The following is a 24950-nucleotide window of genomic DNA, read 5'->3' on the forward strand; positions in this document are numbered from 1 at the left end:
CTTGACTCTAACCTGAATAGATCTGCCAGTTGCGTAAATCCTGATGAGAGCATAATTGCCTTGTGATGGTGTGTGGACGAGAAGAGGAATTTAAATAAAATGCGTTTATCTCCCGCAATGGTGGCAGCAGTAGCAATTGCAGCCCCTCTAAGTACCCCAATAAGTGCAAATGCACAAACAGCTAACCCAGATTTGTCACAACCAGCAGAGGTGTTGACATCAGCGACAAATCAACAATCGGAAAATGGGATCGCTCAAGAAGAATCTAGCGAACAAGTAAAATCCGCTGCTACTTTTCCAGAAGCAGCAACCGTGAAAGCTTCCCAGGCTCAGACTGTAGCTGCCTTGCCAATTCCAGCAGCCAATAAGACACAGCCAGTCATAGTACCAACTGCGATGTCTACGACGGGCTACGCCTACGCACCCACAACCCCAAGTGCAGGGGTAAAGGCACTGCAAGGTCTTCAGTCTCGCAATATCGCTGCTGTAACCATTCAGCCAACAAATCCGGCCCTAAAATCTGTTATAGTGCCCAGCGCCACACCTAACACCTCTAGCGCCGGGGTAAGGGCACTCCAGGGTCTGCAATCTCGCAACATCGCTGTCTCGCCTATGCAGACAGCACAGACTCCACAAGAAACAACCCCACAGCCAACTCCCCAGGAAACAACTCCCCAGCCAACTCTCCAACAAGCGCCACAAACAACTCCACAGGAAACAACTCCCCAACCAACCCTCCAACAAGCGCCACAAACAACTCCCAGACCCACAACTCCACAGCAAACAACCCCACAGCCCACGCCAGGTACCCAACAACCAGCACCTGCTCCGGCTCCTGGTGCTACTCCACCCCTAGGTTCACCTGTATTTCCCACGAATCCAGACACCTCTACAGAGTCGAGTGAACCCCGAGTATTAGTATCAGAAGTTGCAGTAAGAGCGCAATCGGGGCAACTCACACCAGAACTGGAAAATCAAGTTTATTCTGTAGTTCGTACCCAGCCAGGAAGAACCACCACCCGTACCCAACTCCAAGAAGATATCAATGCCATCTTTGGTACTGGCTTTTTCTCCAATGTCCAAGCAGTACCAGAAGATACGCCATTAGGAGTCCGGGTCAGCTTTGTGGTGCAACCCAACCCAATTTTGACCAAAGTCCAAGTCCAAGCCAATCCCGGCACTAGCGTGCCCTCAGTACTGCCACAAAATACAGCAGATGAAGTTTTCCGCGAGCAGTATGGCAAAATTCTCAACTTGCGTGACTTGCAGGAAGGTATCAAGCAATTAACCAAACGCTATCAAGATAAAGGTTACGTACTAGCCAATGTCATCGGTGCACCCCAAGTCTCTGAAAGTGGGGTTGTGACTTTGCAAATCGCAGAAGGGGTAGTAGAGAATATTCGAGTCCGGTTCCGCAATAAAGAAGGTCAGGAGACCGACGAACAAGGACAACCAATTCGCGGACGGACACAGCCATATATCGTAACCCGAGAATTAGAGTTGAAACCAGGACAAGTCTTCAACCGTAACACCGTGCAAAGAGACTTGCAACGGGTTTACGGCTTGGGCATCTTTGAAGATGTCAACGTTTCCCTTGATCCTGGTAGCGACCCCAGTCGGGTAGATGTGGTAGTCAACGTAGCTGAACGTAATAGCGGTTCGATTGCTGCAGGTGCGGGGATTAGTTCTGCCAGTGGTCTATTTGGTACTATTAGTTACCAACAGCAAAACCTCAATGGCAGAAACCAAAAATTGGGGGCAGAGTTACAAGTAGGTGAAAGAGAACTGCTATTTGACCTGCGCTTTACAGACCCTTGGATTGACGGCGATCCCTACCGCACTTCCTATACTGCCAATATTTTCCGTCGTCGTTCTATCTCCTTGATTTTTGACGGTAAAGACCAAAATATCGAGACCTTTCTCCCAGGAGATACCGAAGGCGATCGCCCCCGTGTTGTCCGCTTAGGTGGTGGTGTAACTTTTACACGTCCGCTTTCGGCTAATCCTTTCGGTAATTCCGAATGGACTGCTTCGGCTGGTTTCCAATATCAACGGGTTTCCACCAAAGATGCTGATGGTAATAGCGTCACTCAAGGCACAATTTACCAGAATGGTCAACCCACAGAACTGATTCCCCTCACGCAGTCTGGGTCAGGTGATGACGATTTATTCTTATTACAGGTAGGAGCGCAACGCGATCTCCGTAATAATCCCCTACAACCAACTAGCGGTTCTTATCTCCGTTTTGGGGTCGATCAATCTGTACCCATTGGGCAAGGTAGCATTTTCCTTACCAGGTTAAGGGGTAGCTACAGCCAATATTTACCCATCAGCCTATTAAACTTCAGCAAGGGGCCCCAAACCCTAGCCTTTAACTTGCAAGGTGGTACTGTTTTAGGTGACTTACCCCCTTATGAAGCCTTTACCTTAGGTGGTAGTAACTCCGTGCGAGGCTATGAAGAAGGCACATTAACCAGCGCCCGCAGTTATGTACAAGCCTCAGTAGAATATCGCTTCCCCGTATTTTCCGTAGTTAGCGGCGCATTATTTTTCGATTTTGGTACTGACTTAGGTACCAGCACCAGAGCTGCTGAAATACTCAACAAAAACGGTACAGGCTACGGCTACGGTTTAGGCGTACGCGTCCAATCCCCCTTAGGCCCAATTCGGGTTGACTACGGTATCAACGACGACGGCGACAGCCGCATCAACTTTGGGATTGGGGAGAGGTTTTAAATGGGCATTGGGCATGGGGCATGGGGCATTGGGCATTGGTAATGGGTAATTGGTAATTGGAATTTACGATTTCTCCCTTGCTCCCTGTCCCCCTCCTCCCTGCTTTGCCAAATCTCCAATCCCCATTACCCCTTATCCCCAGAGGGAGCCCCGAGTTCCCCAGTCCCTAGTCCCCAGTCCCTAGTCCCCAATCCCCAAACTTATGCAACAACACACAATAGCCGCAGCAATCACTCAAGCTGGAGTGGGATTGCATAGTGGTGCTAATACTCAGGTGCGAATACTACCAGCTGAAGTAGGTAGCGGGCGCTACTTTGTGCGAGTCGATTTACCAGATTCGCCAATTATTCCGGCGCAAGTTGCCGCAGTTAGTCAAACTGTTCTTTCTACCCAGTTGGGTAAAGGCGTGGCTTCTATCCGCACTGTAGAGCATTTATTGGCTTCTCTGGTGGGTATGGGTGTGGATAACGCCCGCATTGAAATTAATGGGCCAGAAGTGCCGTTAATGGATGGTTCCGCAAAGGTATGGGCGGAAAGTATCGCCCAAGTCGGGTTGCGATCGCAATCTGTAACTGCAGACGAAACACCCCTAGCTATCCAAGAGCCAATTTGGATTTATGAGGGTGATACTTTTGTGGCGGCTATCCCCGCACCAGAAACCCGTTTTAGCTATGGTATTGACTTCGATTTGCCTGCTATTGGTAATCAATGGCACAGTTGGTCACTTAATTCCAATATAGGAAATCCTTATACAGACTTTGCTACAGAAATTGCCCCTGCTCGTACTTTTGGTTTATTGCATCAAATCGAACATCTGCAAAAGTCTGGGTTAATCAAAGGTGGTAGTTTAGAAAATGCCCTGGTTTGTGGCCCTGATGGCTGGTTAAATCCACCATTAAGATTTGCAAATGAACCAGTACGTCATAAAATCTTGGATTTAGTAGGAGATTTGAGTTTAGTGGGAAATATCCCCCGTGCTCACTTCTTAGCGTATAAGGCCAGCCACAATTTACACATTCAACTGGCACAGAAAATTTTAGATTTTTGAATCAATCCAAAATCCAAAATCTAAAATCTAAAATTCCGTCGCTGACTCGATTCCAGATAAAAAACCAAACATATAGCCAATGACAACCCTCACCGAAGCCAATACCGTCGATGCGATCGCAGCTGCTGCTAATGGCAATCAAAGCGCACCAGAGCCGAAAAAAACCTTGGCTATTGAAGAAATTCAAAGCCTGTTGCCCCATCGCTACCCATTTTTACTGGTAGATAAAATTATTGACTATGTACCAGGCAAACTAGCGGTAGGCGTGAAAAATGTCACCATTAATGAACCCCATTTTCAAGGACATTTCCCCGGACGGCCGCTAATGCCTGGAGTGCTAATTGTCGAAGCAATGGCACAGGTAGGCGGTATAGTCATGACACAGCTACCGGAATATGAAGGTGGACTATTTGTGTTTGCTGGGATTGATAAAGTCCGCTTCCGTCGGCAAGTAGTTCCCGGCGATCAACTCGTCATGACGGTGGAACTGTTGTGGGTTAAACAACGTCGTTTCGCTAAAATGCAAGGTCGTGCTGAAGTGGACGGTCAGTTAGCGGCTGAAGGCGAATTAATGTTTTCTCTAGTAAACTAAAAACCTGCTCTTGTGGCGATCGCACAGCCGTGATGTGCTTTTTACTGACAACCATAAAAAAGGTTAGCAGTAAAATCAACTAGCCACAAGAGTAATTTATAATTTTTAAATTTCGCTGCCCTCACACTTAACTTGCTTTGCCCGACACTTTCGTAACTGAATACTCAAAAAGTTCAGCACTCATGACAGTTCTGGAGATTTACCCTTGAAGACGCTTATTCATCCAACTGCTGTAATTCATCCTAAAGCAGAACTCCACCCAACAGTGGAAGTCGGTGCCTATGCTGTGATTGGAGCGCAGGTTAAAGTTGGCCCTGAAACTGTAATTGGCGCTCACGTAGTGCTAGAAGGGCCATGTGAAATTGGGGCGCGAAATCAGATTTTCCCTGGTGCAGCTATCGGTATGGAACCCCAGGATCTCAAATATGTGGGAGAACCTACCTGGGTCAAAATTGGCGACAATAACCAAATTCGTGAATATGTCACGATCAACCGTGCTACTGGTGCTGGGGAAGCCACAATCATTGGTAACGGTAACCTACTGATGGCTTATGTTCATGTGGCTCATAACTGCGTGATCGAAGACCATGTAATTATTCCTAACTCAGTAGCCTTAGCGGGTCATGTTCACATAGAATCACGGGCTAGGTTAGGCGGAGTTTTGGGAGTCCACCAATTTGTGCGAATTGGTAGACACTCAATGGTAGGTGGGATGGCACGTATTGACCGCGATGTGCCGCCATATATGCTGGTAGAAGGCAATCCCGCCAGAGTCAGAACCCTCAACTTAGTAGGGTTAAAACGTTCTGGAATGGATGCTAGCGAGTTACAACTGCTCAAAAAAGCCTTCCGCATTCTCTATCGCTCTAACTTAACCTTTAAAGAAGCTTTAGAACAATTAGAACAACTAGGCGATACTGAACAGTTACAACATCTGCGGCGCTTCCTTCTGCTTTCTCAAATGCCGGGAAGACGTGGTTTAATTCCTGGAAAAAGAAAAGCTAGCGCCAGTGATGAGTCTTAAGTTAGTTCCCAGTTTGAGTTGAGTATTTAAACCTCAACTCAAACTCTGCGTAACTCTGCGCTGACTCCCCGCACCTCAAATTGTTATTTATTTTCCTCAATTACCAAATGCGGATATTTATCAGCACTGGCGAAGTGTCTGGCGATTTGCAAGGTTCTCTCATAATTGCGGCGCTGAAGCGTCAAGCTGCGGCTGTTGGCTGTGAATTAGAGATTGTGGCGCTGGGTGGCGAAAAAATGGCTGAGGCTGGAGCCACCATATTGGGTGATACCAGTCATATTGGCTCAATGGGGATTTTAGAAGCATTGCCTTATCTTGTACCCACTCTTTTAGTACAACGAAAAGCGATCGCTTACCTCAAGCAAAATCCCCCAGATTTGGTATTACTCATTGATTACATGAGTCCCAATATCGGTATTGGCACTTATTTGCAAGAAAATTTCCCAGATGTGCCCATAGTTTATTACATCGCTCCCCAAGAGTGGGTCTGGTCGATGAATTTGCGGAGGACTCACCGCATTGTCGGCTTTACAGATAAACTCCTAGCCATCTTCCCCGAAGAAGCCCGTTATTATCGCCAGGAAGGTGCCAATGTTACCTGGGTAGGGCATCCCTTAGTTGATCGGATGCAAACCGCCCCCAGCCGCCAGGAAGCCCGCGCTAAATTGCATATTTCACCAGAGGTGATCGCCGTTGCGCTTTTGCCTGCTTCTCGTAGTCAAGAATTAAAATATCTTTTACCAGCAATTTTTCAAGCTGCCCAAACTATTCAAGCGAAATTACCAGAAGTACATTTCTGGATTCCCCTGTCTTTAGAAGAATTTAGAGAACCGATTACCCAAGCAATTGCGCGTTATGGTTTGCGTGCGACAGTATTATCAGGTCAACAACAAGAAATAATGGCTGCAGCTGATTGTGCCATTACCAAATCAGGAACCGTCAATCTAGAACTGGCCCTGTTAAATGTACCGCAAGTAGTTGTCTATCGCCTGAATGCCATTACAGCTTGGATTGGGCGGAAAATTCTTAAAGGTTCGATTCCCTTTGCATCGCCAGTAAATTTGGTAGTTATGGGGGAGATTGTACCAGAGTTTTTACAAGAGCAAGCCACAGCAGAGAATATTACCCAAGCTGCAATGGAATTATTGCTCAACCCTGATAAGAGACAGCAAACCCTAGCCGATTATCAACAAATGCGCGAGTCTTTAGGAGAAATTGGAGTCTGCGATCGCGCGGCTCAAGAAATTTTGCAAATCCTCTAGTGGGGATTGGGGATTGGGGATTGGGGATGAGGGAGATGAGGGAGATGAGGGAGATGAGGGAGATGAGGAAGGAGGGGGGTAGGGAGCAGGGGTAGAATAAATTACCAATTACCTATTACCAAACACCCAACACCTAACACCAATTACCAAATATATTTATATTTCCGCTGGTAAAGGTTGCCAAACTTCTCCGTATTTCTCTTTAAGAGCTTGCCAATTTTCTACTTGACCCGGTTCATATTCTCCTGGCTTACCCCATTGCAAAAATAGGCTTAAAGCTGGTTCCTGTTTATCATCTAAAAACCGGATAGCATAGGTTGTAAAGTTGCCTCTTTTTGCTTCAGCAGTTTCAAATTTAACCTGAGTAATTTTGTCCATATTCAAGTGAAACTCAAAATTTTCGGTATGCATATTTGCATATTTACCCTTGGGTAACTCTGCATAAAATAGCTTTTCTAGCTTGCTTCTAACTTCTAAAACACCAGCACTACTAGTCACAATTAAACGTAAAGTTCCTAAATTTTCGCAAGCTGTTAAAAATTCTTTTAAGGTTGTGGTCATTTGTCATTTGTCCTTTGTCATTTGTCCTTTGTCATTTGTCCTTTGTCATTGGTCATTGTCTAATGAAATGACCAATTATTTATTGATGGTACAAAGAAAGTGGATTGATTCGTGACATCCATTTAAAATCTCAAATCCAAAATCTGTCTTGAAAAGTTCAGATCGCCGGAAGCCGGCGCTCCGACTTTTCGCAAAATCCAAAATCTAAAATTGCCTGATTCTGGACTAGGCTTCGTATTTTTCGTAAGCAGCAACAATGCGCTGAACTAGGGGATGACGCACGACATCTCTTTGAGAAAATTCGCAAAAGGCAATACCTTCAACGTGTTTTAAGATGTGTAAGGCTACGGCTAAACCTGATTGTTGGTTTACTGGTAAATCGGTTTGTGTCATGTCTCCTGTGATTACCATACGCGAACGGAAACCCAAACGCGTCAAAACCATTTTGATTTGCGCTGGTGTGGTGTTTTGGGCTTCATCGACAATCACAAATGCATTATTTAAGGTGCGTCCTCGCATATAAGCCAGTGGTGCAACTTCAATTACACCGCGTTCTATTAAATTGGGGACTTTTTCCGGATCGATAAATTCATTAATTGCATCATAAAGTGGGCGCAGATAGGGATTGACTTTCTGCTGCAAATCCCCAGGTAAAAAGCCGAGTTTTTCTCCTGCTTCCACGGCAGGACGCGTTAAAATCAGCTTTTCATACTGATTGGCTAAGAGTGCTTGCACAGCAACAACAACAGCCAAAAAAGTCTTACCAGTCCCAGCTGGCCCAGTGCAGAAAATGAGGTCACGTTTGTGGATAGCTTCAATATACTGCCTTTGTTTAAAGGTTTTAGCGCGAATTTCTTCACCTCTGCGAGTTTTTGCAAGAATATCTCGCTGTAAATCTTGCAACTCGCCTTCTCGATGGGTATCTAAAGCTTGACGGGCGGTATCAATATCCGCACTAGAGATAGAATTACCTTTAATCCAGAGGTCTTCAAGCGATCGCACTAATCGTGAAGCCAAATCAATTTGCTTTTGTGTACCTGAAATATGTAAGTCCTGTCCGCGTAACACCAAGCTAGCGCCTGTTTGCTGAGATAAGAGTTTGAGATTCTCTTCTCCATCTCCAGCAAGAGCGATCGCACTGGGAATATCCGGCAGCTCAATCTTGAAGGCATCTGCCATAGTATTTGTTAATTTATCTTTTTATTTGCTATTTCGTATGGGCATGGGGCATAGGGCATAGGGCATTGGTAATGGGTAATTGGTAATTGGTAATGGGTGTTTGTTATTTCCCTTCATCTTCCTCATCTCTCAGTCCCCAATCCCCATTACCCCTAATCCCCACTCCCTGCGGTCGTGGGGGCCCCGAGTTCCCCAGTCCCCAATCCCCAATCCCCATTACCCCTTATCCCCAGAGGGGGCCCCGAGTTCCCCAATCCCCCATCAAGGGGAAAAGTAGAGACACGATGATCGTATCTCTACTTTTTCTAGGGTTGCTTTAATATGAGTTAACCACATTTAGCAAGGATGCTACCTGAATTTAGTAGCGGATACCTTTGCGTGCAGCTTCCTCTTTACGCTTGCGTCGTAAGCTAGGTTTTTCGTATCTTTCCCTGCGTCTAACTTCAGATAAAATTCCAGCTTTTTGAATTTTCTTTTTAAAGCGTCTAATAGCAGAGTCTATTGACTCGTTCTCACCTAAACGGACTTCGGCCACTCCCCAGTTTCACCCCCTTACAGAGATAATTCAGAGTTGCATAAAAATGTTAATAACAGCAGTATGGCGATCGCTTCTCTGGATGAGAAATACTCACCTGTTGAATTCTCAAAAGAATTTCGAGCATTTATCTAGTGACGCGATGCCTACGCCACTCATGCCAGATTAGCAAATTTGGATGTTTTTTCACAATTCCCAAATTTTTATTAGTCAAACCCACACTGAAGCAATAAAGCTCTCAAAATAATTGCCCAATTCTAGCAAGTTGCGATCGCATATCTCCCATTTTGCCAGAATGCCTGAGCGGAGTAGAAACCGCCCAGACTGATGTTGCAATTTCAACCTAGCGGATACGGGGTTTAGCAATAGGTCTGGGACTATTTCCGTTTCCACGTCTTTCTCTTGATTTGGGCGGGGGTAATCGCTCTTCCCTGTCTTCATCAAAAGAAGCACCTTCTCTTGAGGCGCTGCTGCCATAAATATCCAGGTAGACTGATTGTCCAGCAATTTCAGCCGCAGCTGCAATTACTGTGCGAATCGCCTGAATATTACGTCCTCCGCGACCAAACACTTTTCCTTTATCTGTGGTGTCAAAGGCGATGCGAATCCAAGCCTTTTGTAGGCTCTGAGAAATTTCACAATCGACGCTTAAAGACTCTGGCGATTCCAAAAAAGGCTGCACTAAAAACTTGACCAACCCCTCGTAGTTGGGTCTAGCTGCGGGGGATTGTGTTTCGACATTATGATGCGGCTGTTGTTGCACTGACCTGTTCAAAAACATTGGCTTTTACTAGGATGCGACGGACGGTGTCAGTGGGTTGAGCGCCTTGTTGTAGTCGCTTGACGATGCCGGGAACGTCCAATCGTACTTCATCCGTTCTGGGGTTGTAGAATCCCAGTTCTTCTAAGGGACGACCATCGCGGCGAGCGAGGCTGTTAATAGCTACGATGCGGTAACTCGCTTCCCGTTTTTTACCATATCGCTTCAAGCGCAGTTTGATCATGATTGAAGAATCGTTCTCCTGTTTACTAAGTATGATTGACAGCAAGTGCCGTTCTGCGGAATTCAAAAGTCGAAAAACCTTGCTAGATATAGATTTCGACTTTTAAGAGGAAGTTAGCTAACTGTGGCTGTTGCCAATAAATTGCAGCCCAACTTCCTTTAGTCACAATTTTCCATACTGGAATGATAATTTTAGCACTTGCTGGGCATTAACTGCTATTTGTCATTTGTCCTTTGTCATTTGTTGTTTGTTGTTTGTCATTTGTCTAGGTTAAAGGCTAATGACCAATGACCAATGACCAATTACCAATGACCAATGACAATTTTCTAAAGATTCCCAAAGCCTTTCCTTTTCTTGTCTTTCTTTTTCTTTTTCGCTGCGCCAGGGTTGCCAGGGTAACCGCGCCAGCCGGGGGCTGCGGGACGATTGCCACCACCTGCGAAGGCGTTGCCCATACCGCCGCCGAACATACCGGGCATACCAGGAAATTGTCCTTGGCCCATTTGTTGCATGAGCGATCGCATTTTTTGGAAATCAGCTACTAGTTTGCTGACATCTGCTTCTTTATAGCCAGCACCAGATGCAATCCGCCGTCTCCGGCTGGGAGAACTAGCTAATAAATCAGGATCGTGGCGTTCTTGGCGAGTCATGGAGTTAATCATCGCTTCACAGCGTTTTAGCTGGGTTTCTCCATGCTTTAGCTGGTCATCGGAAAGCTTGTTCATCCCGGGAATCATCTTGATGATTCCGCCCAGGGAACCCATGTTTTTCAGCAGGCGTAATTGCTTGAGAAAGTCCGTAAAGTCAAATTTTGCTGACAGGATTTTCTCCTGCATTTGCTCGGCATCTGCCAAGTCAATTTCTTCTTGGGCTTTTTCTACCAAGGTCAAGACATCGCCCATACCCAAAATTCGGGATGCCATCCGGTCTGGGTAAAATGGTTGCAGCGCCTCGACTTTTTCCCCAACACCGACAAATTTAATGGGCGCGCCGGAAATTTGCCGCACGGACAGTGCCGCACCACCACGGCTATCGCCGTCTAATTTAGTCAGAATTGCGCCAGTAATACCAATTTGTTCGTGGAAGGTACGGGTAAGATTTGCAGCTTCCTGCCCAGTCATGGAGTCCACAACCAGTAAGGTTTCGTTGGGCTGGACGGTATCTTTAATCCGGGCTAGTTCTGCCATCATGTCTTCGTCAATTTGCAGACGACCAGCCGTATCAATAATGACCGTATTTACGCCTTGTGCCTTGGCTTGTTCTACACCTTGGCGAGCAATTTCTACTGGATCGGCATCGCTTCCCAGTTCAAATACTGGTACTTCAATTTGCTTACCCAACGTGATTAACTGATCAATCGCCGCTGGACGATATACGTCTGTTGCCACCAGTAAACAGCTACGATCTAATTTCCGCAGATGTAGAGCTAACTTAGCGGTAGCAGTGGTTTTACCAGTACCTTGTAACCCAGCCATTAACACAATGGTAGGCTGTTCCTCCGCTTCTACCAGGGGAACATTTTCTTCCCCCATCACCCGCACCAATTCATCGTAAACAATTTTGATAAACTGTTCGCCAGGTCGCACGCCAGCGATTACCTCAGCCCCCTGTGCTCTGGCTTCGACTTCACTAATAAAATCTTTGACTACCTGGAGATTGACATCTGCTTCCAACAAAGCGCGCCGAACTTCTCGCAAAGCGTCTTGAATGTTGGACTGAGAAATTTTATCTTGTCCGCGGAGTTTCTTCCAGGCAGATTCTAAACGATCAGATAATGCATCAAACATAATTTCGATTACAGATAGTAAGCCAGTAGGAAATTTGGGTAGAGTTGTAACGTGCTATTTACCAGCTTAGTAGTTTTCCCAGCGACTTGAGCAACTCGATAGGTATCTGGGGGAAGGGGTAATGGAGAAAAGGGTAAAGGGCGGAGAACTTATCTGTCCAAAATATAAATACTTTATCTAAGTAAGTCGGTGAGAATAAACCTAACTATATAACAGAATGTAAAATCGTCATAACCCTTGCGATTGCTTCATTCCACTTCGTTTCATACCCTTCTCATAACGGTGACGCTACGCGAACGGGAACGCCAAGGGCGAACGCAATGACATAGCGTGAATTATTTAAACCGTTTTACTTACTTAGTATTTAAAATACCATCATTTTTCCCTCAACCTGCGGAATGTAGGATATAAAAGAATGGCACGAATTCAAGAAAAAACATACCTATCTATGTGGGTTGCAAACATCTTCTAAACTCGATTTTATCTATCCATTTTTACGACATCCAAAACCTGACGCTAAAACCCTTGTAGGAGGATAGTTTTAGTTTTTGGAATTGATCGAGAATCAGTGACCTAGAAAAAGAATTAGGCAAAAACCTTGGGTTTTTGCCTAATCAAGAAAGCTGAGTTCTTAGTTTTGCATAAAGTCGAGCTAAACTCCAGAATCTAATTATTGAGAATAAATGTACATATGAAAATGAAAGATAGATTTTTACTCTTTGACCTGATCAGGTCTCTAGCAATTCTCATAATACTTTTCCATCATTTACCAATGTACTCCTTCAATTTTTATGACCTCAAAAACTTTGGAATTGACATTGATTTATCTGCATGGGATGAACTTAATAGACATTTGGGACTGAGTTTATTTATCTTTATGTCTGGATACTTAATAAATGTCAAAAAAATAAGCTTTCGAGACTGGGATACAGTAGGTCAATTTTTATACAAGAAGATAATCAGAATTTTTCCTATGTACTATGTAGCAATGATATTTTTTTGCTACATTTTTAGTATCAGCGAACCCTTCAGCATCATCATTCATATTTTTGGACTACAATCATTATTATTTTCAAAATACTTGTTATCATTACCAACTCTGTGGTTTGTAGGGACAATTTTAGTATATTATTTGATTTTTATTCTTTATAAAGCAGAAAAAATCAGCAGAATATATAGATTAATTGCAATTACAATTTTTCCTTTTATTGTTTTTTTTGTAACGACATCACTTCAGTTTATGGATTATAGAATAAGTTTATATTACTGGACTTTTATCCTTGGTATTTACTGTGCTGAAAGCAACATTTTGGAAACTCCTTGGATCAAACAAAATACTTTAATTATTACCACTGTCTTCTTTTGTATTTTCATTAGTTGCTTTGTACTGGGGAAAAAGTACGGAATTGATTATTTTGGGATAAAAAGCTATATAATTCTGAATATTCTGATGTTCAGTTTTATATTGTCAATTTATAATATTTTTAATTCTCTAGCAAAAATAGTAAAGTCAAGTCAATCTGTACAAGCAATTGCTTATGCTTCTTACGGAATGTATCTTTTTCACAGACCAATTTGGTTTTTTATAAAAAAAATAGCACAAGACACAATCGGAATTAATAATCAATACATACTCCTGACGATCGAAATATTTATAGGGATTCCAAGCATTTTTGTTTTTGCTTATTTGGTACAAAGTTTTTATGAAAAATATTGCATACAGTATTTGCAGAATAGAAACATGATATAAAAGTAAGGGGATTTCCGAAAAATAATTTACTACCTAAATTAGTTGAATCAAGATACCCCATTTGGTTAGAAGTGGATTTTTCTGCAATCTAGACTCAAATTACTTCATAGCTTTCTTAGTTAGGGAACTCCCTTTTTGGTAAACAATGTTGCTTAAAGTCAAAATTGGATGTAACACTTTCTAAATCATGCTAGAAGCCCATGAAAGCATAACTTCAACATCAACAGTTTTGCTTCTATTCCAATGCTGTTCAAGAATACCCTAACAGCGCTCTATGGGATTATATTTACTATAGTAAGGAAGATAATAAAGTAATTGAATTGGTCTTTAGTATCTGGTCAAAAAATTTAACCATTTTTTTAAGAATTGAGTTAGTAGTCCTCTACTTTCGGAACAGTGATCAATTTTAATTTGTATTAATTCGGTATCCTGTCTTTGTGGTGGTGTAATTGTGTTCCATCAATGAATCAGGTGATCAACAATGAAATCCCTGGTTTTATAGAAACTACCATAGATAATATGTAGTGCTCCTGTTTGTTTTGCATCAAGGCTACATTCTACCTCTATTGGTAAATTTCCTAGAAATCACCTAACCAATTAGTTCTTCTACCGCATCAGCTTTATTGGGTAATGCGGCCGTTAAAACTTCGCTACCTGAATCTGTGACTAAAACGTCATCTTCGATGCGGATACCTCGGACATCAGCGAATTGTAATAATCGCTCCCAGTTAACTAAATTTTTGTATTTAGAGCTTTGTTTGGCATCATTTAAAATTGCTGGGACTTGATAAAAACCTGGCTCAATTGTGACTAACATTCCTGGGCGTAGGGGACGATTTAAACGTAGGTAGCTTAAGCCAAAGCGATCGCTTCTGTTACGTCCTGCTTCATAACCTGCTAAATCTCCCAAGTCTTCCATATCATGCACATCTAAGCCTAGAAGATGCCCAATGCCGTGGGGGAAAAACAAGGCATGGGCATTTAGCTCTACTAAATCTTCAGCTTTTCCTTGTAAAATGCCTAAATTTGCTAAACCATCAGCTATGACTGTGGCAGCTAATAAATGAATTTCCCCATACTCTACACCTGGGCGGATTTTGGCAATACAAGCATCATGGGCTGCTAACACGACATCATAAATATCTCTTTGGGTTGAGGAAAATTTGCCGGATACAGGCCAAGTACGGGTAATATCCGCCGCCCAGCCCATTTCCGTTTCTGCACCCACATCAGCTAGTAGTAAATCACCAGGTTGCAGGGGATGGTGATATTGCTCGTTGTGCAAAACTTCACCGTGGACTGTGACAATACTGTTGTAAGCAGTAGTCATGTTATGGGCGATAATTACTCCTTCCATTGCGCCACGCACTTCTGCTTCCCGTTTAGCTTCAGGTGTGGCGGCCATTCCGGCTTTATGGGCTGCTATACTCACAGCCGCCGCTTTGCGTAATTCAGCTAATGCGCCTTCATCGTGGGTAAGGCGTAAGGAAACGATCGCCTTGGCTAACTCTAAGTCAATTCCTTGGGGTGAACTTTGCGGTAAAACCCATCTATTGAATAGCTGGGATTGCTGTGTCCAAGTAGCCGCATCTTGAACTGCGATCGTGGCTGCGTCTGCTAAGGATGACTCTAGTTCCGCCATTGGTTTAGCGCTATCAGTCCCAATCATCTGGGCTATTTCTTCACGCTTGGGCATTTCTCCATGCCAGAGAGCGCTGCTAGGTGTAGGATCGTCCATGAATAATTCCAGTTTTCCTGCTTCTAAGCGAATTGCCGCATTTGGTAAGGGTAGCCCAGCAAAATACAGAAAATGGCTACTAGCGCGGAAAGGAAAAACATTAGCTTGAAAGTTACGCGGATTGCTACTTCCCGACCACAGAATTGCTGGAAAATCAATCAGGGTAGCTAACTTTTGCCGTCTTTGGCGTAGGATATCAACCAGAAAACTAGAGGTTTGTTGAGTAACCATAAACACAAACTCAGCTTTTATTAAAATTATGAATTATCAATGATTAAGTTAAAACTCTCATACCTTTCAGCAGCGTGGAGTTATCTTCAGCCAAGATGCAATCTTGACTGAAAAATTATTGCCTGAACCAATCCGTAAAATTGTTAATTAATTTTTATCATCATTGTCTTTTTCATCTTTGCTGTCATCATCTTTTTCATCCTCATCATCATCGTCTTTATCTCGATCGGATTCAGGCTGTTCGGTAGATTTATTTTTGTACTGTTCCTTTTGTTGCTCGGTTTGTTCTTGTGGTTTTTGTACTTCATTACTGCAGCTGATTAATCCTACAGAAATTAGCGCTAAGTTAATAGCTGCGACAATCAACCCAAGGATTTTTATGCTTAAATTCGGCTTTTGGTGTAGCATTACCCTAAACTTTCATACTGGAAGTGTAATCATTTCTCCAACATAAACTACATCTAGATTGAAAAACCATAATTTTTAGAGCCAAACCTTGAAATATCAACTGATTTTCAGTTAAACAGTGGTTAATTGAGAGCATCCCAATTTTGCAAATTTATCAAATTAAAACTAGTCATTGCGAATGTGGTTAGTTTTTCTGAATTACTGCCTTAGTCTGAGCCACAATTTTGAATACTGAATTGGTGTTAGAGCATGATGCAAAGTTTTGTTAGCAAAACTAATATGAGACTCATATTTGATTTGAGGAATAAACTTAGCTGCGTTAGCTTTAGCGTAACGCACCACAAATTAGTCTGAGGGGTACTTACACATTGACAAAATATGGCATCTATGCACAATAGTCTGTATACAAGTGTGTAACGCTGACTATTAGCTAAAAAATTTTATCCGTACCTAGGCAGATAATATAATTGCTTTAATCCGCCAGTTTATATATAAGCTGACATCGAGTAAAAATTCAACATTTTTAGTTTTCCCTATTGATATTTGCGGCTTCTCATCCACTAGCAAAGTTTAATTATGGAACTTAATTGACCAACCCTGGCCAAGCTATTCATGCTGATGGTACTCCCTTCCCCGGTGATACCCATCCAGCAATAATAACGTTACGAACAGGAAAGCCCTGTAATGATGTGGTGATGGGGTTGTATCAACCCAATGGCAAAGTGGTTTGGTGACTGATGCAGACAGAACCTTTGTGGGGAGTAGAAGTGACTCCCTACGGTGTGATAGCCACCTTTGCTGATATTAAAGAGCAAATTTGCTCATCCTCTACAGATCCGCCTCTAGAATTACAAAGCTAACCAACCGTGAACAAGCAGGAACCAGACAATAGCGCATCAGTATTTGAAGCAGCCTTTTTCTTTGAGCGATCGCTCGATCTGCTGGCGGTAATTGGTATGGATGGCTACTTTAAGCGGATCAACCCAGCTTTTACTCAAATTCTCGGTTATTCAACAGCAGAATTTTTAGCCAGTCCTTTTATCAACTTTGTGCATCCAGATGACCATTCCGTCACGCTGGCAGAAATGGAGAAGTTAAAAGCAGGCGCACCCATTCTCAATTTTGAGAATCGTTACCGGACAAAAGATAGCCGCTATCGCTGGTTGGAATGGACAGGATCGCCGCAGATTGACCAGGATGTAATATACTGTGTTGCCCGTGATATTACTCAGCAAAAAGAGACAGAAGCAGCCCTAGAACGTGCTAACCAGGAACTAGAACAGCGCGTTGCGGAACGGACTGCCCAGTTAGAGCAGGTAAATGCAGCACTGCGAGAGAGCGAAGAACGCAATCTGTTGGCAATGGAAGTTGCCCGGATATTTACCTTTGAGTGGGAACCACATACCGATATCGTCAAGCGATCGCCTCAATGTGGTGTGATTTTGGGTTTAAGCTCAACAGATGCAGAAGCGGACACAGGAGTTAATTTTGTGCAACGAGTGCATCCTGAGGATCGCGATCGCTTCATCGCAGTTTTACAGGCACTGACACCTGAGAACAGCACTTACAAAACAACCTATCGAGTTATACGCCCAGATGGACAAATCGTGACATTGGAGGAAAGCGCACGGGCGCTGTTTGATGAGCAAGGACAGTTAACTCGACTGATTGGCATGACGGCGGATATTACAGAACGCCAACGGCTAGAAGCCGAATTAAACGCAAGTCAGACAACTTTGCAACGACAACTAGCTGAAATTGAAACTATTTACCAGTCTGCACCCATCGGGTTAAATGTACTCGATGCCGATCTGCGCTTTGTGCGAATTAATCAGCGATTGGCGGAAATCAATGGCTTTTCCACAGAAGAACACATTGGGCGAACAATACGAGAGTTACTGCCCAATATTGCGGATACTGCCGAAGCGTTGTTGCTTCCTATCTTTGAAACCGGAGAACCGCTACTAAATGTCGAAATTCGCGGAGAAACTCCCGCACAACCAGGGGTAGCGCGTGTTTGGTTAGAAAGCTTTTTGCCTTTGAAAGATGGCGAACGCATAATAGGCATTAACACCGTTTGCGAAGAAATCACCGATCGCAAACAGGTAGAAGAAGCCTTACGTAGTTCAGAAGAACGCTATCGCACCTTGTTTGAGACGATGGAAGACGGCTTTTGTGTAGTCGAGGTGCTGTTTGATGAAAATAATACGCCAATCGATTATCGCTTCTTGGAAATTAACCCTGCATTTGAGCGAGAAACTGGACTACAACAGGCAATTGGTAAAACTGCAAGTCAACTGCTTCCGAATCTGGAAAAATTTTGGTTTGAAACTTATGGCAGAGTCGCTCTCACAGGTGAACCGGTGCGCTTTGAAAATGGCTCAGATGTAATGAATCGCTGGTTTGAGGTATATGCTTTTCCCATCGAAGGGACAGAAAATCACAAAGTTGCGATCTTGTTTAAGAATATTAGCGATCGCAAAGCCATTGAAGCCCAAAAAGAAAAGTTACTTCAGCAAGAGCAAGCCGCACGGGAAGCTGCAGAACGTGCCAACCGCACGAAAGATGAATTTCTGGCGATTCTCTCCCATGAACTGCGAACACCTCTGAACCCGATTTTAGGTTGGGCAAAAATATTACAATCACCGAAAATTACTCCCGAAAAGCTCCAGCAAGGGTTAAGCACAATCGAGCGTAATGCTAAACAACAGGTGCAACTGATTGACGATCTGCTCGATATCTCTCGCATCATTCGTGGCAAACTCTCTTTGAGCTTTGCAGCGATTAATTTATCAGAGCCAATCGCCGCAGCTTTAGAAACTGTGAGTTTGGCAGCAGAAGCAAAAGCTATTCAGTTGGAAGTCTTGCTCGATTCCACAGTCGGGTGTGTCAAAGGAGATGCCAGCAGATTACAACAGGTAGTCTGGAATTTACTCTCGAATGCGATTAAATTCACCCCCACAGGGGGACAAGTGACGGTGCAACTGACCCGTGTCGAGCGCTATGCTCAAATTCAAGTTAGCGATACTGGCAATGGCATTAAACCCGAATTTTTGCCCCATGTATTTGAGTTATTTCAACAACAGGATAGTTCTACCACTCGTACCTTTGGCGGATTGGGTTTAGGATTAGCGATCGCGCGTCAGGTGGTGGAAGCGCATGGTGGTACAATCGCTGTTGCTAGTGCTGGAGAAGGGCAAGGGGCAACCTTTACCGTACAGTTGCCATTGATCTCTGTGTCAAATCTCAATCTTCCTGATTTCTGCAAGAATCCCACACTCAATTTAAAGGATCGGCGAGTGATAGTGGTAGATGATGAGGCAGATTCCCTGGAACTAGTTAAGGTGGTACTAGAAGAGGAAGGCGCATTTGTAGAAGTAGTATCCTCTGCTTCTAACGCCTTGCCAGTATTGGCTCAAGCATCATTCGATTTGCTCATCAGCGATATTGGAATGCCAGAGATGGACGGTTACAATTTCATTCGTCAGATTCGCGCCCTACCACCTCGTTTCAACCGAGATATTCCAGCGATCGCCCTCACCGCCTATGCTGGTGAGGAAAATCAACGCAAAATTCTCGCCGCTGGATTTCAAGCACATTTAGCCAAACCAATTGAACCGCAAAACTTGTTAGATGCGATCGCTGCTTTAATGATTTCAAATTAGCTGGTGAATAAATTCAAAAATATTTCAAATAAGGGTGATTCTATGGGACAAATCATTACACAGGTAGATGCTTTCACCAATACACCATTTGCAGGCAACCCTGCGGCTGTTTGCGTTTTACCCGCGCCGAAAAGCGATCGCTGGATGCAGAATGTCGCGCAGGAAATGAATTTATCGGAGACGGCTTTTCTCGTCAAGCAGGATGATGGCTTTAATCTGCGTTGGTTTACACCTACTGTAGAAGTACCTCTTTGTGGTCATGCAACCTTAGCTAGCGCTCATGTACTTTGGTCTGAGGGACATTTATCACCCAATGCAGTCGCCCGTTTTTATACTAAAAGCGGTGTGTTGATTGCCAAAAACCTAGGTGAATGGATTGAGTTAGATTTTCCTGTTAATTATTCGCAACCTATTGATGCACCAGATCAACTGTGTGAAGCTTTGGGTGTAGGGTGTAAATCTGTTTTACAAAATTCCCTCGGTTATCTGGTAGAAGTAGATTCTGAGGATTTGGTATGGCATATACAGCCTAATTTTCAACTCCTGAAAACTTTGCTGGTGTCAGATGTGATTGTTACTAGCCTAACTCACTGTAATTCTGATTACGATTTTGTTTCTCGCTTTTTTGCACCTGGATTAGGTATAAATGAAGACCCGGTTACTGGTGCGGCTCATTGCTGTCTTGCACCCTTCTGGCGCGATCGCTTGGGTAAGGATGAGTTTTTAGCTTATCAAGCATCCAGTCGTGGCGGAGTGGTAAAGGTGCGCTACCCAGGAGGCGATCGCGTCTTTTTAGCTGGACAAGCCGTTACAGTATTACGTGGGGAATTGTACAATTAATTTTGATAAATTTAATCACAAATTGCCAAAGTAAAGTTCACAAATAATTACAATATACCTCTTGCATAAGTGTTGAGCATCAGCGTTTATCAAGTAATAACAAATCAATGTTATTGATGCTGACTGACTGATTCATATTGAGGCTATGAAATTATTTTATTCCCATGAAAATGGCGAACTTTGGCAAGGAGATGCTATCGAATGGTTGGGTAGTTTAGATACAGAGTCGGTTGATTTAGTGATTGCTGACCCTCCATATAATATTAAAAAAGCAGAGTGGGATACCTTCACATCTCAGGAAGCTTATGTGCAATGGTCTTTAATTTGGATTGAGCAAGTATCGCGAATTCTTAAATCTACTGGAAGTTTTTATATTTGTGGTTTTTCGGAAATATTAGCTGATATTAAATTACCAGCTTCGCGCTTTTTCCAAGGGTGTCGATGGTTAATTTGGCATTACAAGAATAAGGCGAATTTGTCTAATGATTGGGGTCGTTCTCATGAAAGTATTTTGCATTTTCGCAAGTCAAAAAGTTTTTATATGGATATAGATAACGTGCGGATTTTATATGGAGAACATACATTAAAATATCCATCTCATCCCCAAGCAATCACTAGCCAGTATGCAAATAATGGTAAGAATCATGGCAAAACTTGGAATCCCCATTCAAAAGGAGCTAAACCCAGAGATGTGATAGAAATCCCCACAACTTGTAATGGGATGAATGAAAAAACTCTACATCCTACACAAAAACCCGAAGAATTAATCAGAAAATTTATTCTTGCTTCTTCTCAACGGCAAGATATTGTAATTGACCCATTTTTAGGCTCGGGTACTACAGCAGTAACGGCTGAACAATTAGGTAGAAAATGGTTGGGATGTGATATTAAGGCTGAATATTTAGAATTGGCTTGTCAACGTATAAAAAATGCCCATCACATGAGTGATGAAGAATGGTTTTGGTTGGATAGAAAAAATGAAGAACGCAGAAAAAAAATTAGGTAGAAGCGCTACATTAATAATTCGTAATTCGTAGTTACTAATTCGTAATTACGTAGACGCACAGCAGCTACTCTAACGAGAACGCCTAACGGCGAACCCGTAGGTATTACGAATTAGGAATGAGGTTGATATATTTGTTGTAGTTCTTCAAGTGTATTAAACGTTTATATCGCAGCCAAAATTATACCAATTCAAATAATTGCGGCAAATAAATTCTTTGTAGGGGCACGGCACCAGTAAGATAATTTGACATACCACAAGATTGTGGATGCCGTGCCCTTACCTACCCATCTGTCACTATAGCTGTCATTGATGGTCAGCATAGCCGCCTTATTTAACTAAAATAATTCTGCGGCACAATAGTTAAAGCAGCCCTGATTTAATGTGTAAAAATGCCTTCTAAAAACAAACCTAGTATAAGTTCTATCCAATGTAACTGGCCGATTGAACAATTACCGGGATTAAGCCCAGCAGAACAATCCCAACTGCAAAATTGTGGAATTACAACCACAGGATTATTAGTGAAAAATGGCAAAACTCTAGAAGCAAGAGTGGCTTTAGCGAATAAATTACAGGTTCATCTACAATATGTGAACAAATGGGTAGCCTTGGCTGATTTAGCGCGTATTCCCACAGTTGGGACACAATATTGTGGGTTATTGCTACACGCAGGTATTGGTTCTGTTGCACAATTGGCACAGGTTCCAGCGCACCGATTACACAAACAAATTTTACGCTTGCAGGTAGCAACAATGCAGCGCCGAGATTTATGCCCAGCAATTGAGTTAGTACAGCAGTGGAGTTATCAAGCGAGAACTGTGCTGAGTTCTGAGTGCTGAGTTCTGAGTAAAAATACTAGTCCCTAGTTCCCAGTCCCTAGTCCCCAAGAGTTCTTTAATTTTGAATTTTGAATTTTGAATTAATTTGTCCCCAGTACCTAATCTTTCGCTAAAACTCCATTCAGAAAGATATCAGCAAGTCCTTCTGCCATTTGCTGCATTTCTTGGGGTGAGGCGTTTGGTTCCATGAGGGTATTGTTGGAAAAGCCTGCGATCGCGAACATTCCCAAGAATACCTTAGCAACCAGTTTGGCATCCGTTTGGCGATAAATGCCTTTATCCATAGCTGTTTGGAAGAAAGCCTCAGCAACATCCGTCATTTTAGTAATCACATCCAATTGAATGCGATCGCGCAAGTCTGGATGAAATTGCACTTCCATAAAACAGACTCGCATTAAATCAACATTTTTGTGTAAATTCCACATCCGACGACGCATTACTTGGGCAACTGCTTTATAGCTTCCCATTTCGCTCAATTCTGTGAGCAAATCTGTGAGAATATCTACCCAACCGCCAGTTGCAACTTCTACCAAAATGGCTTTTTTATTAGGAAAATGACGAAATAAGGTACCCTCAGCCACACCTGCTGCTTGTGCTAAGTCGCGGGTAGTAGTACCGTCAAAGCCTTGGGAGGCAAACAATTTTTGTGCCGCTTGTAAAATACGGGTACGTGTTTGTGCTTCTGAGGGGGGAGAAGAATTAAAAACTCGCATAGCAATTATTGTTAATTTTCCGGAACATGACTTGTAGCATTATTGTCTAACGTCAAGTACAAAAATTACAGAAAGCTTAATACAAGATTAACGCTCTGTTGCTCAATCAGCCTATTTCTTAGGTATTAAACAATTAGTAGTTCATAGTTCGTAATTAATAATTCGTAATTATGTTATGCCAATTCATCTAGAAAATATGAAATTACTCGTTGAGATAGGCAAAAGTCAACAGTTCACAGGGAGGATTGCCCCATGATTTAGGGCTGCCATCTGTGACAAAGACTGTTTTAATAAACGAGGATATCAATTCAAATTTAATTACGAATTACAAACTAGTAATTACGAATTATGATGAAACTTTGCTTTAATTACCGCTGATGAATCAACCCAGTTACTTGCCAGCAATTTTATATTCTTCAAAGAAGGTATCTATGATACTTTATCGATTGTTTGTTACTTTATTAGTGTTGACTATGTTCTGGGGTAGCGTACTACCAGAAGTCGCTTTAGCTCAAACTCAAACAGCACCTCCAGCGCCAAGAGTACAGCCACCTAGCAAAACTCCGAGTTCGATTCAACCTTATTTGGATCGCGTCATCAAGCAGTTGACGGAGTTTCGCCTAGATAATGGGCTAAAGTTCATTGTTTTAGAACGCCATCAAGCACCTGTAGTTTCCTTTCTTACCTACGCAGATGTGGGTGGTGTGGATGAGCCAGATGGAAAAACAGGCGTAGCGCATTTTTTAGAGCATTTGGCTTTCAAAGGTACCAAACGCATTGGTACAACAGACTACAATGCTGAGAAACCATTATTAGAACGCCTACAACAGTTAGATGCTCAAATTCGAGCCGCGAAAGCTCAGGGGAAAAAGGATGAACTTGCCAAGCTGCAAGCTGAGTTTGAGCAAGTAGAATTGCAAGCAACCAAGCTCTCCAAGCAAAATGAAATGGGGCGAATTGTCGAACAAGCGGGAGGTGTGGGTTTAAACGCCAATACTTCCACGGAGGCGACTCGTTATTTTTATAGCTTCCCAGCTAATAAGTTGGAACTGTGGATGTCTCTAGAATCAGAGCGATTTCTTGAACCTGTACTCAGCCGCGAGTTTTATAAAGAAAAAGAAGTGATTTTAGAAGAGAGGCGTTTACGGGTAGAAAATTCACCCATAGGCTTGATGATCGAAAAGTTTATCGATGCAGCCTATAAAGTCCATCCTTACAAACGACCGGTTATTGGCTATGACCAAGATATCCGCAATTTGACACCTGAAGATGTGCAAAAGTTCTATAACACTTACTATGTACCCAGCAATTTAGCGATCGCAGTTGTGGGTGATGTGAACCCAGCAGAAGTGAAAAGACTGGCACAAATTTACTTTGGACGTTTCCCTGCAAAACCCAAAGCCGTTGAGCAAATCCCCACAGAACCAGCACAAAAGCAAACGCGTGAGGTAACTGTACAACTACCTTCGCAACCTTGGTATTTAGAAGGTTATCATCGTCCAGCAATTACCCATCCCGATAATGCTGTCTATGAAATCATTGCTAGTTTATTAAGTAATGGACGGACTTCACGGTTGTATAAATCTTTGGTAGAACAGCAGCGTGTGGCATTGACAGCCCAAGGTTTTAGTGGATTTCCTGGCGATAAATACCCAAACCTGATGTTATTTTATGCTCTGACAGCGCCTGGTCATACAGTTGATGAATTAGCAACAGCTTTGCGAACAGAAATTGAGAAATTGAAAACTGAGCCTGTAACAGATGCAGAATTGCAGCGTGTGAAAACCCAAGCTAGAGCAGATTTGTTGCGTACCCTCGATTCTAATATGGGAATGGCGCAGCAATTGTTGGAATATGAGGTAAAAACTGGCTCTTGGCGGAATTTGTTTAAGCAGTTGGATCAAATTGCGGCGGTAAAGACTGCTGATATTCAACGTGTGGCGAAAGCATCGTTTACCTCTGAAAATCGCACAATTGGCAAGTTGTTATCAAAGCAGGGATAAGAAACTAACCGCAAAGGACACGAAGGGAAAAA

At 43.0% G+C, this 24950-nt stretch carries 23 protein-coding genes; 14 read left to right on the forward strand and 9 right to left on the reverse strand.

Annotated elements, in window-relative coordinates; genetic code table 11:
* The first annotated feature begins 99 nt into the window (after positions 1–99).
* The 5 genes from HG267_RS29130 to lpxB all read left to right on the forward strand — a co-directional run bounded on the left by HG267_RS29130 (position 100) and on the right by lpxB (position 6662).
* Complete coding sequence (locus tag HG267_RS29130; protein WP_045871163.1) at positions 100–2736, forward strand: BamA/TamA family outer membrane protein; 2637 nt, start codon at positions 100–102, stop codon at positions 2734–2736.
* A gap of 202 nt (positions 2737–2938) precedes the next feature.
* Complete coding sequence (gene lpxC / locus HG267_RS29135; RefSeq protein ID WP_045871164.1) at positions 2939–3784, forward strand: UDP-3-O-acyl-N-acetylglucosamine deacetylase; 846 nt, start codon at positions 2939–2941, stop codon at positions 3782–3784.
* 79 nt (positions 3785–3863) lie between these two features.
* A complete protein-coding gene (fabZ, locus tag HG267_RS29140; RefSeq protein ID WP_045871165.1) occupies positions 3864–4376 on the forward strand; it encodes a 3-hydroxyacyl-ACP dehydratase FabZ in 513 nt (170 codons plus the stop codon).
* Positions 4377–4581: 205 nt separating this feature from the next.
* Complete coding sequence (lpxA, locus tag HG267_RS29145; protein WP_045871166.1) at positions 4582–5400, forward strand: acyl-ACP--UDP-N-acetylglucosamine O-acyltransferase; 819 nt, start codon at positions 4582–4584, stop codon at positions 5398–5400.
* Between the two features lie 107 nt (positions 5401–5507).
* Entirely contained in the window at positions 5508–6662 is a 1155-nt protein-coding gene (gene lpxB / locus HG267_RS29150; protein WP_045871167.1) for a lipid-A-disaccharide synthase, read from the forward strand.
* A 156-nt stretch (positions 6663–6818) separates the two neighbouring features.
* Here the strand turns inward: lpxB and HG267_RS29155 are convergent, their stop codons facing one another.
* The 3 genes from HG267_RS29155 to rpsU form a co-directional block, all read right to left on the reverse strand.
* A complete protein-coding gene (locus HG267_RS29155; protein WP_045871168.1) occupies positions 6819–7223 on the reverse strand; it encodes a ChuX/HutX family heme-like substrate-binding protein in 405 nt (134 codons plus the stop codon).
* Between the two features lie 225 nt (positions 7224–7448).
* Entirely contained in the window at positions 7449–8402 is a 954-nt protein-coding gene (locus HG267_RS29160; RefSeq protein WP_045871169.1) for a PhoH family protein, read from the reverse strand.
* A gap of 358 nt (positions 8403–8760) precedes the next feature.
* Entirely contained in the window at positions 8761–8937 is a 177-nt protein-coding gene (gene rpsU, locus HG267_RS29165; protein WP_045871170.1) for a 30S ribosomal protein S21, read from the reverse strand.
* Positions 8938–8983: 46 nt separating this feature from the next.
* Between rpsU and HG267_RS29170 the strand changes: the two genes are divergently transcribed.
* Complete coding sequence (locus HG267_RS29170; RefSeq protein ID WP_255325234.1) at positions 8984–9106, forward strand: hypothetical protein; 123 nt, start codon at positions 8984–8986, stop codon at positions 9104–9106.
* Positions 9107–9280: 174 nt separating this feature from the next.
* Here the strand turns inward: HG267_RS29170 and HG267_RS29175 are convergent, their stop codons facing one another.
* The 3 genes from HG267_RS29175 to ffh all read right to left on the reverse strand — a co-directional run bounded on the left by HG267_RS29175 (position 9281) and on the right by ffh (position 11728).
* Positions 9281–9718 (reverse strand): KH domain-containing protein, encoded by a 438-nt coding sequence (locus tag HG267_RS29175; RefSeq protein WP_045871171.1) that lies wholly within the window; start codon positions 9716–9718, stop codon positions 9281–9283.
* Positions 9678–9941 (reverse strand): 30S ribosomal protein S16, encoded by a 264-nt coding sequence (gene rpsP, locus HG267_RS29180; protein WP_045871172.1) that lies wholly within the window; start codon positions 9939–9941, stop codon positions 9678–9680. Before rpsP ends, HG267_RS29175 begins: the two co-directional genes overlap by 41 nt.
* Positions 9942–10267: 326 nt before the next feature.
* Positions 10268–11728, reverse strand: coding sequence for a signal recognition particle protein (gene ffh, locus HG267_RS29185; protein WP_045871173.1), 1461 nt, complete (start codon positions 11726–11728; stop codon positions 10268–10270).
* A gap of 697 nt (positions 11729–12425) precedes the next feature.
* Between ffh and HG267_RS29190 the strand changes: the two genes are divergently transcribed.
* Entirely contained in the window at positions 12426–13478 is a 1053-nt protein-coding gene (locus tag HG267_RS29190; RefSeq protein ID WP_194007870.1) for an acyltransferase family protein, read from the forward strand.
* Between the two features lie 589 nt (positions 13479–14067).
* Here HG267_RS29190 and HG267_RS29195 read toward each other — a convergent pair.
* Positions 14068–15447, reverse strand: a complete 1380-nt coding sequence (locus HG267_RS29195) for an aminopeptidase P family protein (RefSeq protein ID WP_045871175.1) — start codon at positions 15445–15447, stop codon at positions 14068–14070.
* A gap of 147 nt (positions 15448–15594) precedes the next feature.
* On the reverse strand, positions 15595–15855 hold the full coding sequence (locus tag HG267_RS29200) for a hypothetical protein (RefSeq protein WP_045871176.1): 261 nt from the start codon (positions 15853–15855) through the stop codon (positions 15595–15597).
* Positions 15856–16442: 587 nt separating this feature from the next.
* Between HG267_RS29200 and HG267_RS29205 the strand changes: the two genes are divergently transcribed.
* The 6 genes from HG267_RS29205 (at position 16443) to HG267_RS29230 (ending at position 22202) form a co-directional block, all read left to right on the forward strand.
* A complete protein-coding gene (locus tag HG267_RS29205; RefSeq protein WP_155539322.1) occupies positions 16443–16589 on the forward strand; it encodes a hypothetical protein in 147 nt (48 codons plus the stop codon).
* A 3-nt stretch (positions 16590–16592) separates the two neighbouring features.
* A complete protein-coding gene (locus HG267_RS29210; protein WP_255325235.1) occupies positions 16593–16715 on the forward strand; it encodes a hypothetical protein in 123 nt (40 codons plus the stop codon).
* A 6-nt stretch (positions 16716–16721) separates the two neighbouring features.
* Positions 16722–19520, forward strand: coding sequence for a PAS domain S-box protein (locus tag HG267_RS29215; protein ID WP_045871177.1), 2799 nt, complete (start codon positions 16722–16724; stop codon positions 19518–19520).
* 42 nt (positions 19521–19562) lie between these two features.
* Positions 19563–20360: a PhzF family phenazine biosynthesis protein gene (locus HG267_RS29220; RefSeq protein ID WP_045871178.1), complete on the forward strand. Its 798-nt coding sequence runs from the start codon at positions 19563–19565 to the stop codon at positions 20358–20360.
* Positions 20361–20505: 145 nt separating this feature from the next.
* The gene (locus HG267_RS29225; RefSeq protein ID WP_045871179.1) at positions 20506–21366 is read left to right on the forward strand and encodes a DNA-methyltransferase; all 861 of its coding nucleotides are present in this window, start codon (positions 20506–20508) and stop codon (positions 21364–21366) included.
* 389 nt (positions 21367–21755) lie between these two features.
* Positions 21756–22202 (forward strand): DUF4332 domain-containing protein, encoded by a 447-nt coding sequence (locus tag HG267_RS29230; protein WP_045871180.1) that lies wholly within the window; start codon positions 21756–21758, stop codon positions 22200–22202.
* A gap of 98 nt (positions 22203–22300) precedes the next feature.
* On the opposite strand, the gene HG267_RS29235 is transcribed toward HG267_RS29230, so the two are convergent.
* Entirely contained in the window at positions 22301–22915 is a 615-nt protein-coding gene (locus HG267_RS29235; RefSeq protein ID WP_045871181.1) for a TetR/AcrR family transcriptional regulator, read from the reverse strand.
* Between the two features lie 431 nt (positions 22916–23346).
* Between HG267_RS29235 and HG267_RS29240 the strand changes: the two genes are divergently transcribed.
* A complete protein-coding gene (locus HG267_RS29240) occupies positions 23347–24918 on the forward strand; it encodes a M16 family metallopeptidase (RefSeq protein ID WP_369792185.1) in 1572 nt (523 codons plus the stop codon).
* Positions 24919–24950 lie beyond the last annotated feature (32 nt).

It is taken from the genome of Tolypothrix sp. PCC 7601 (assembly GCF_025677855.1).
GTDB lineage: Bacteria > Cyanobacteriota > Cyanobacteriia > Cyanobacteriales > Nostocaceae > Aulosira > Aulosira diplosiphon.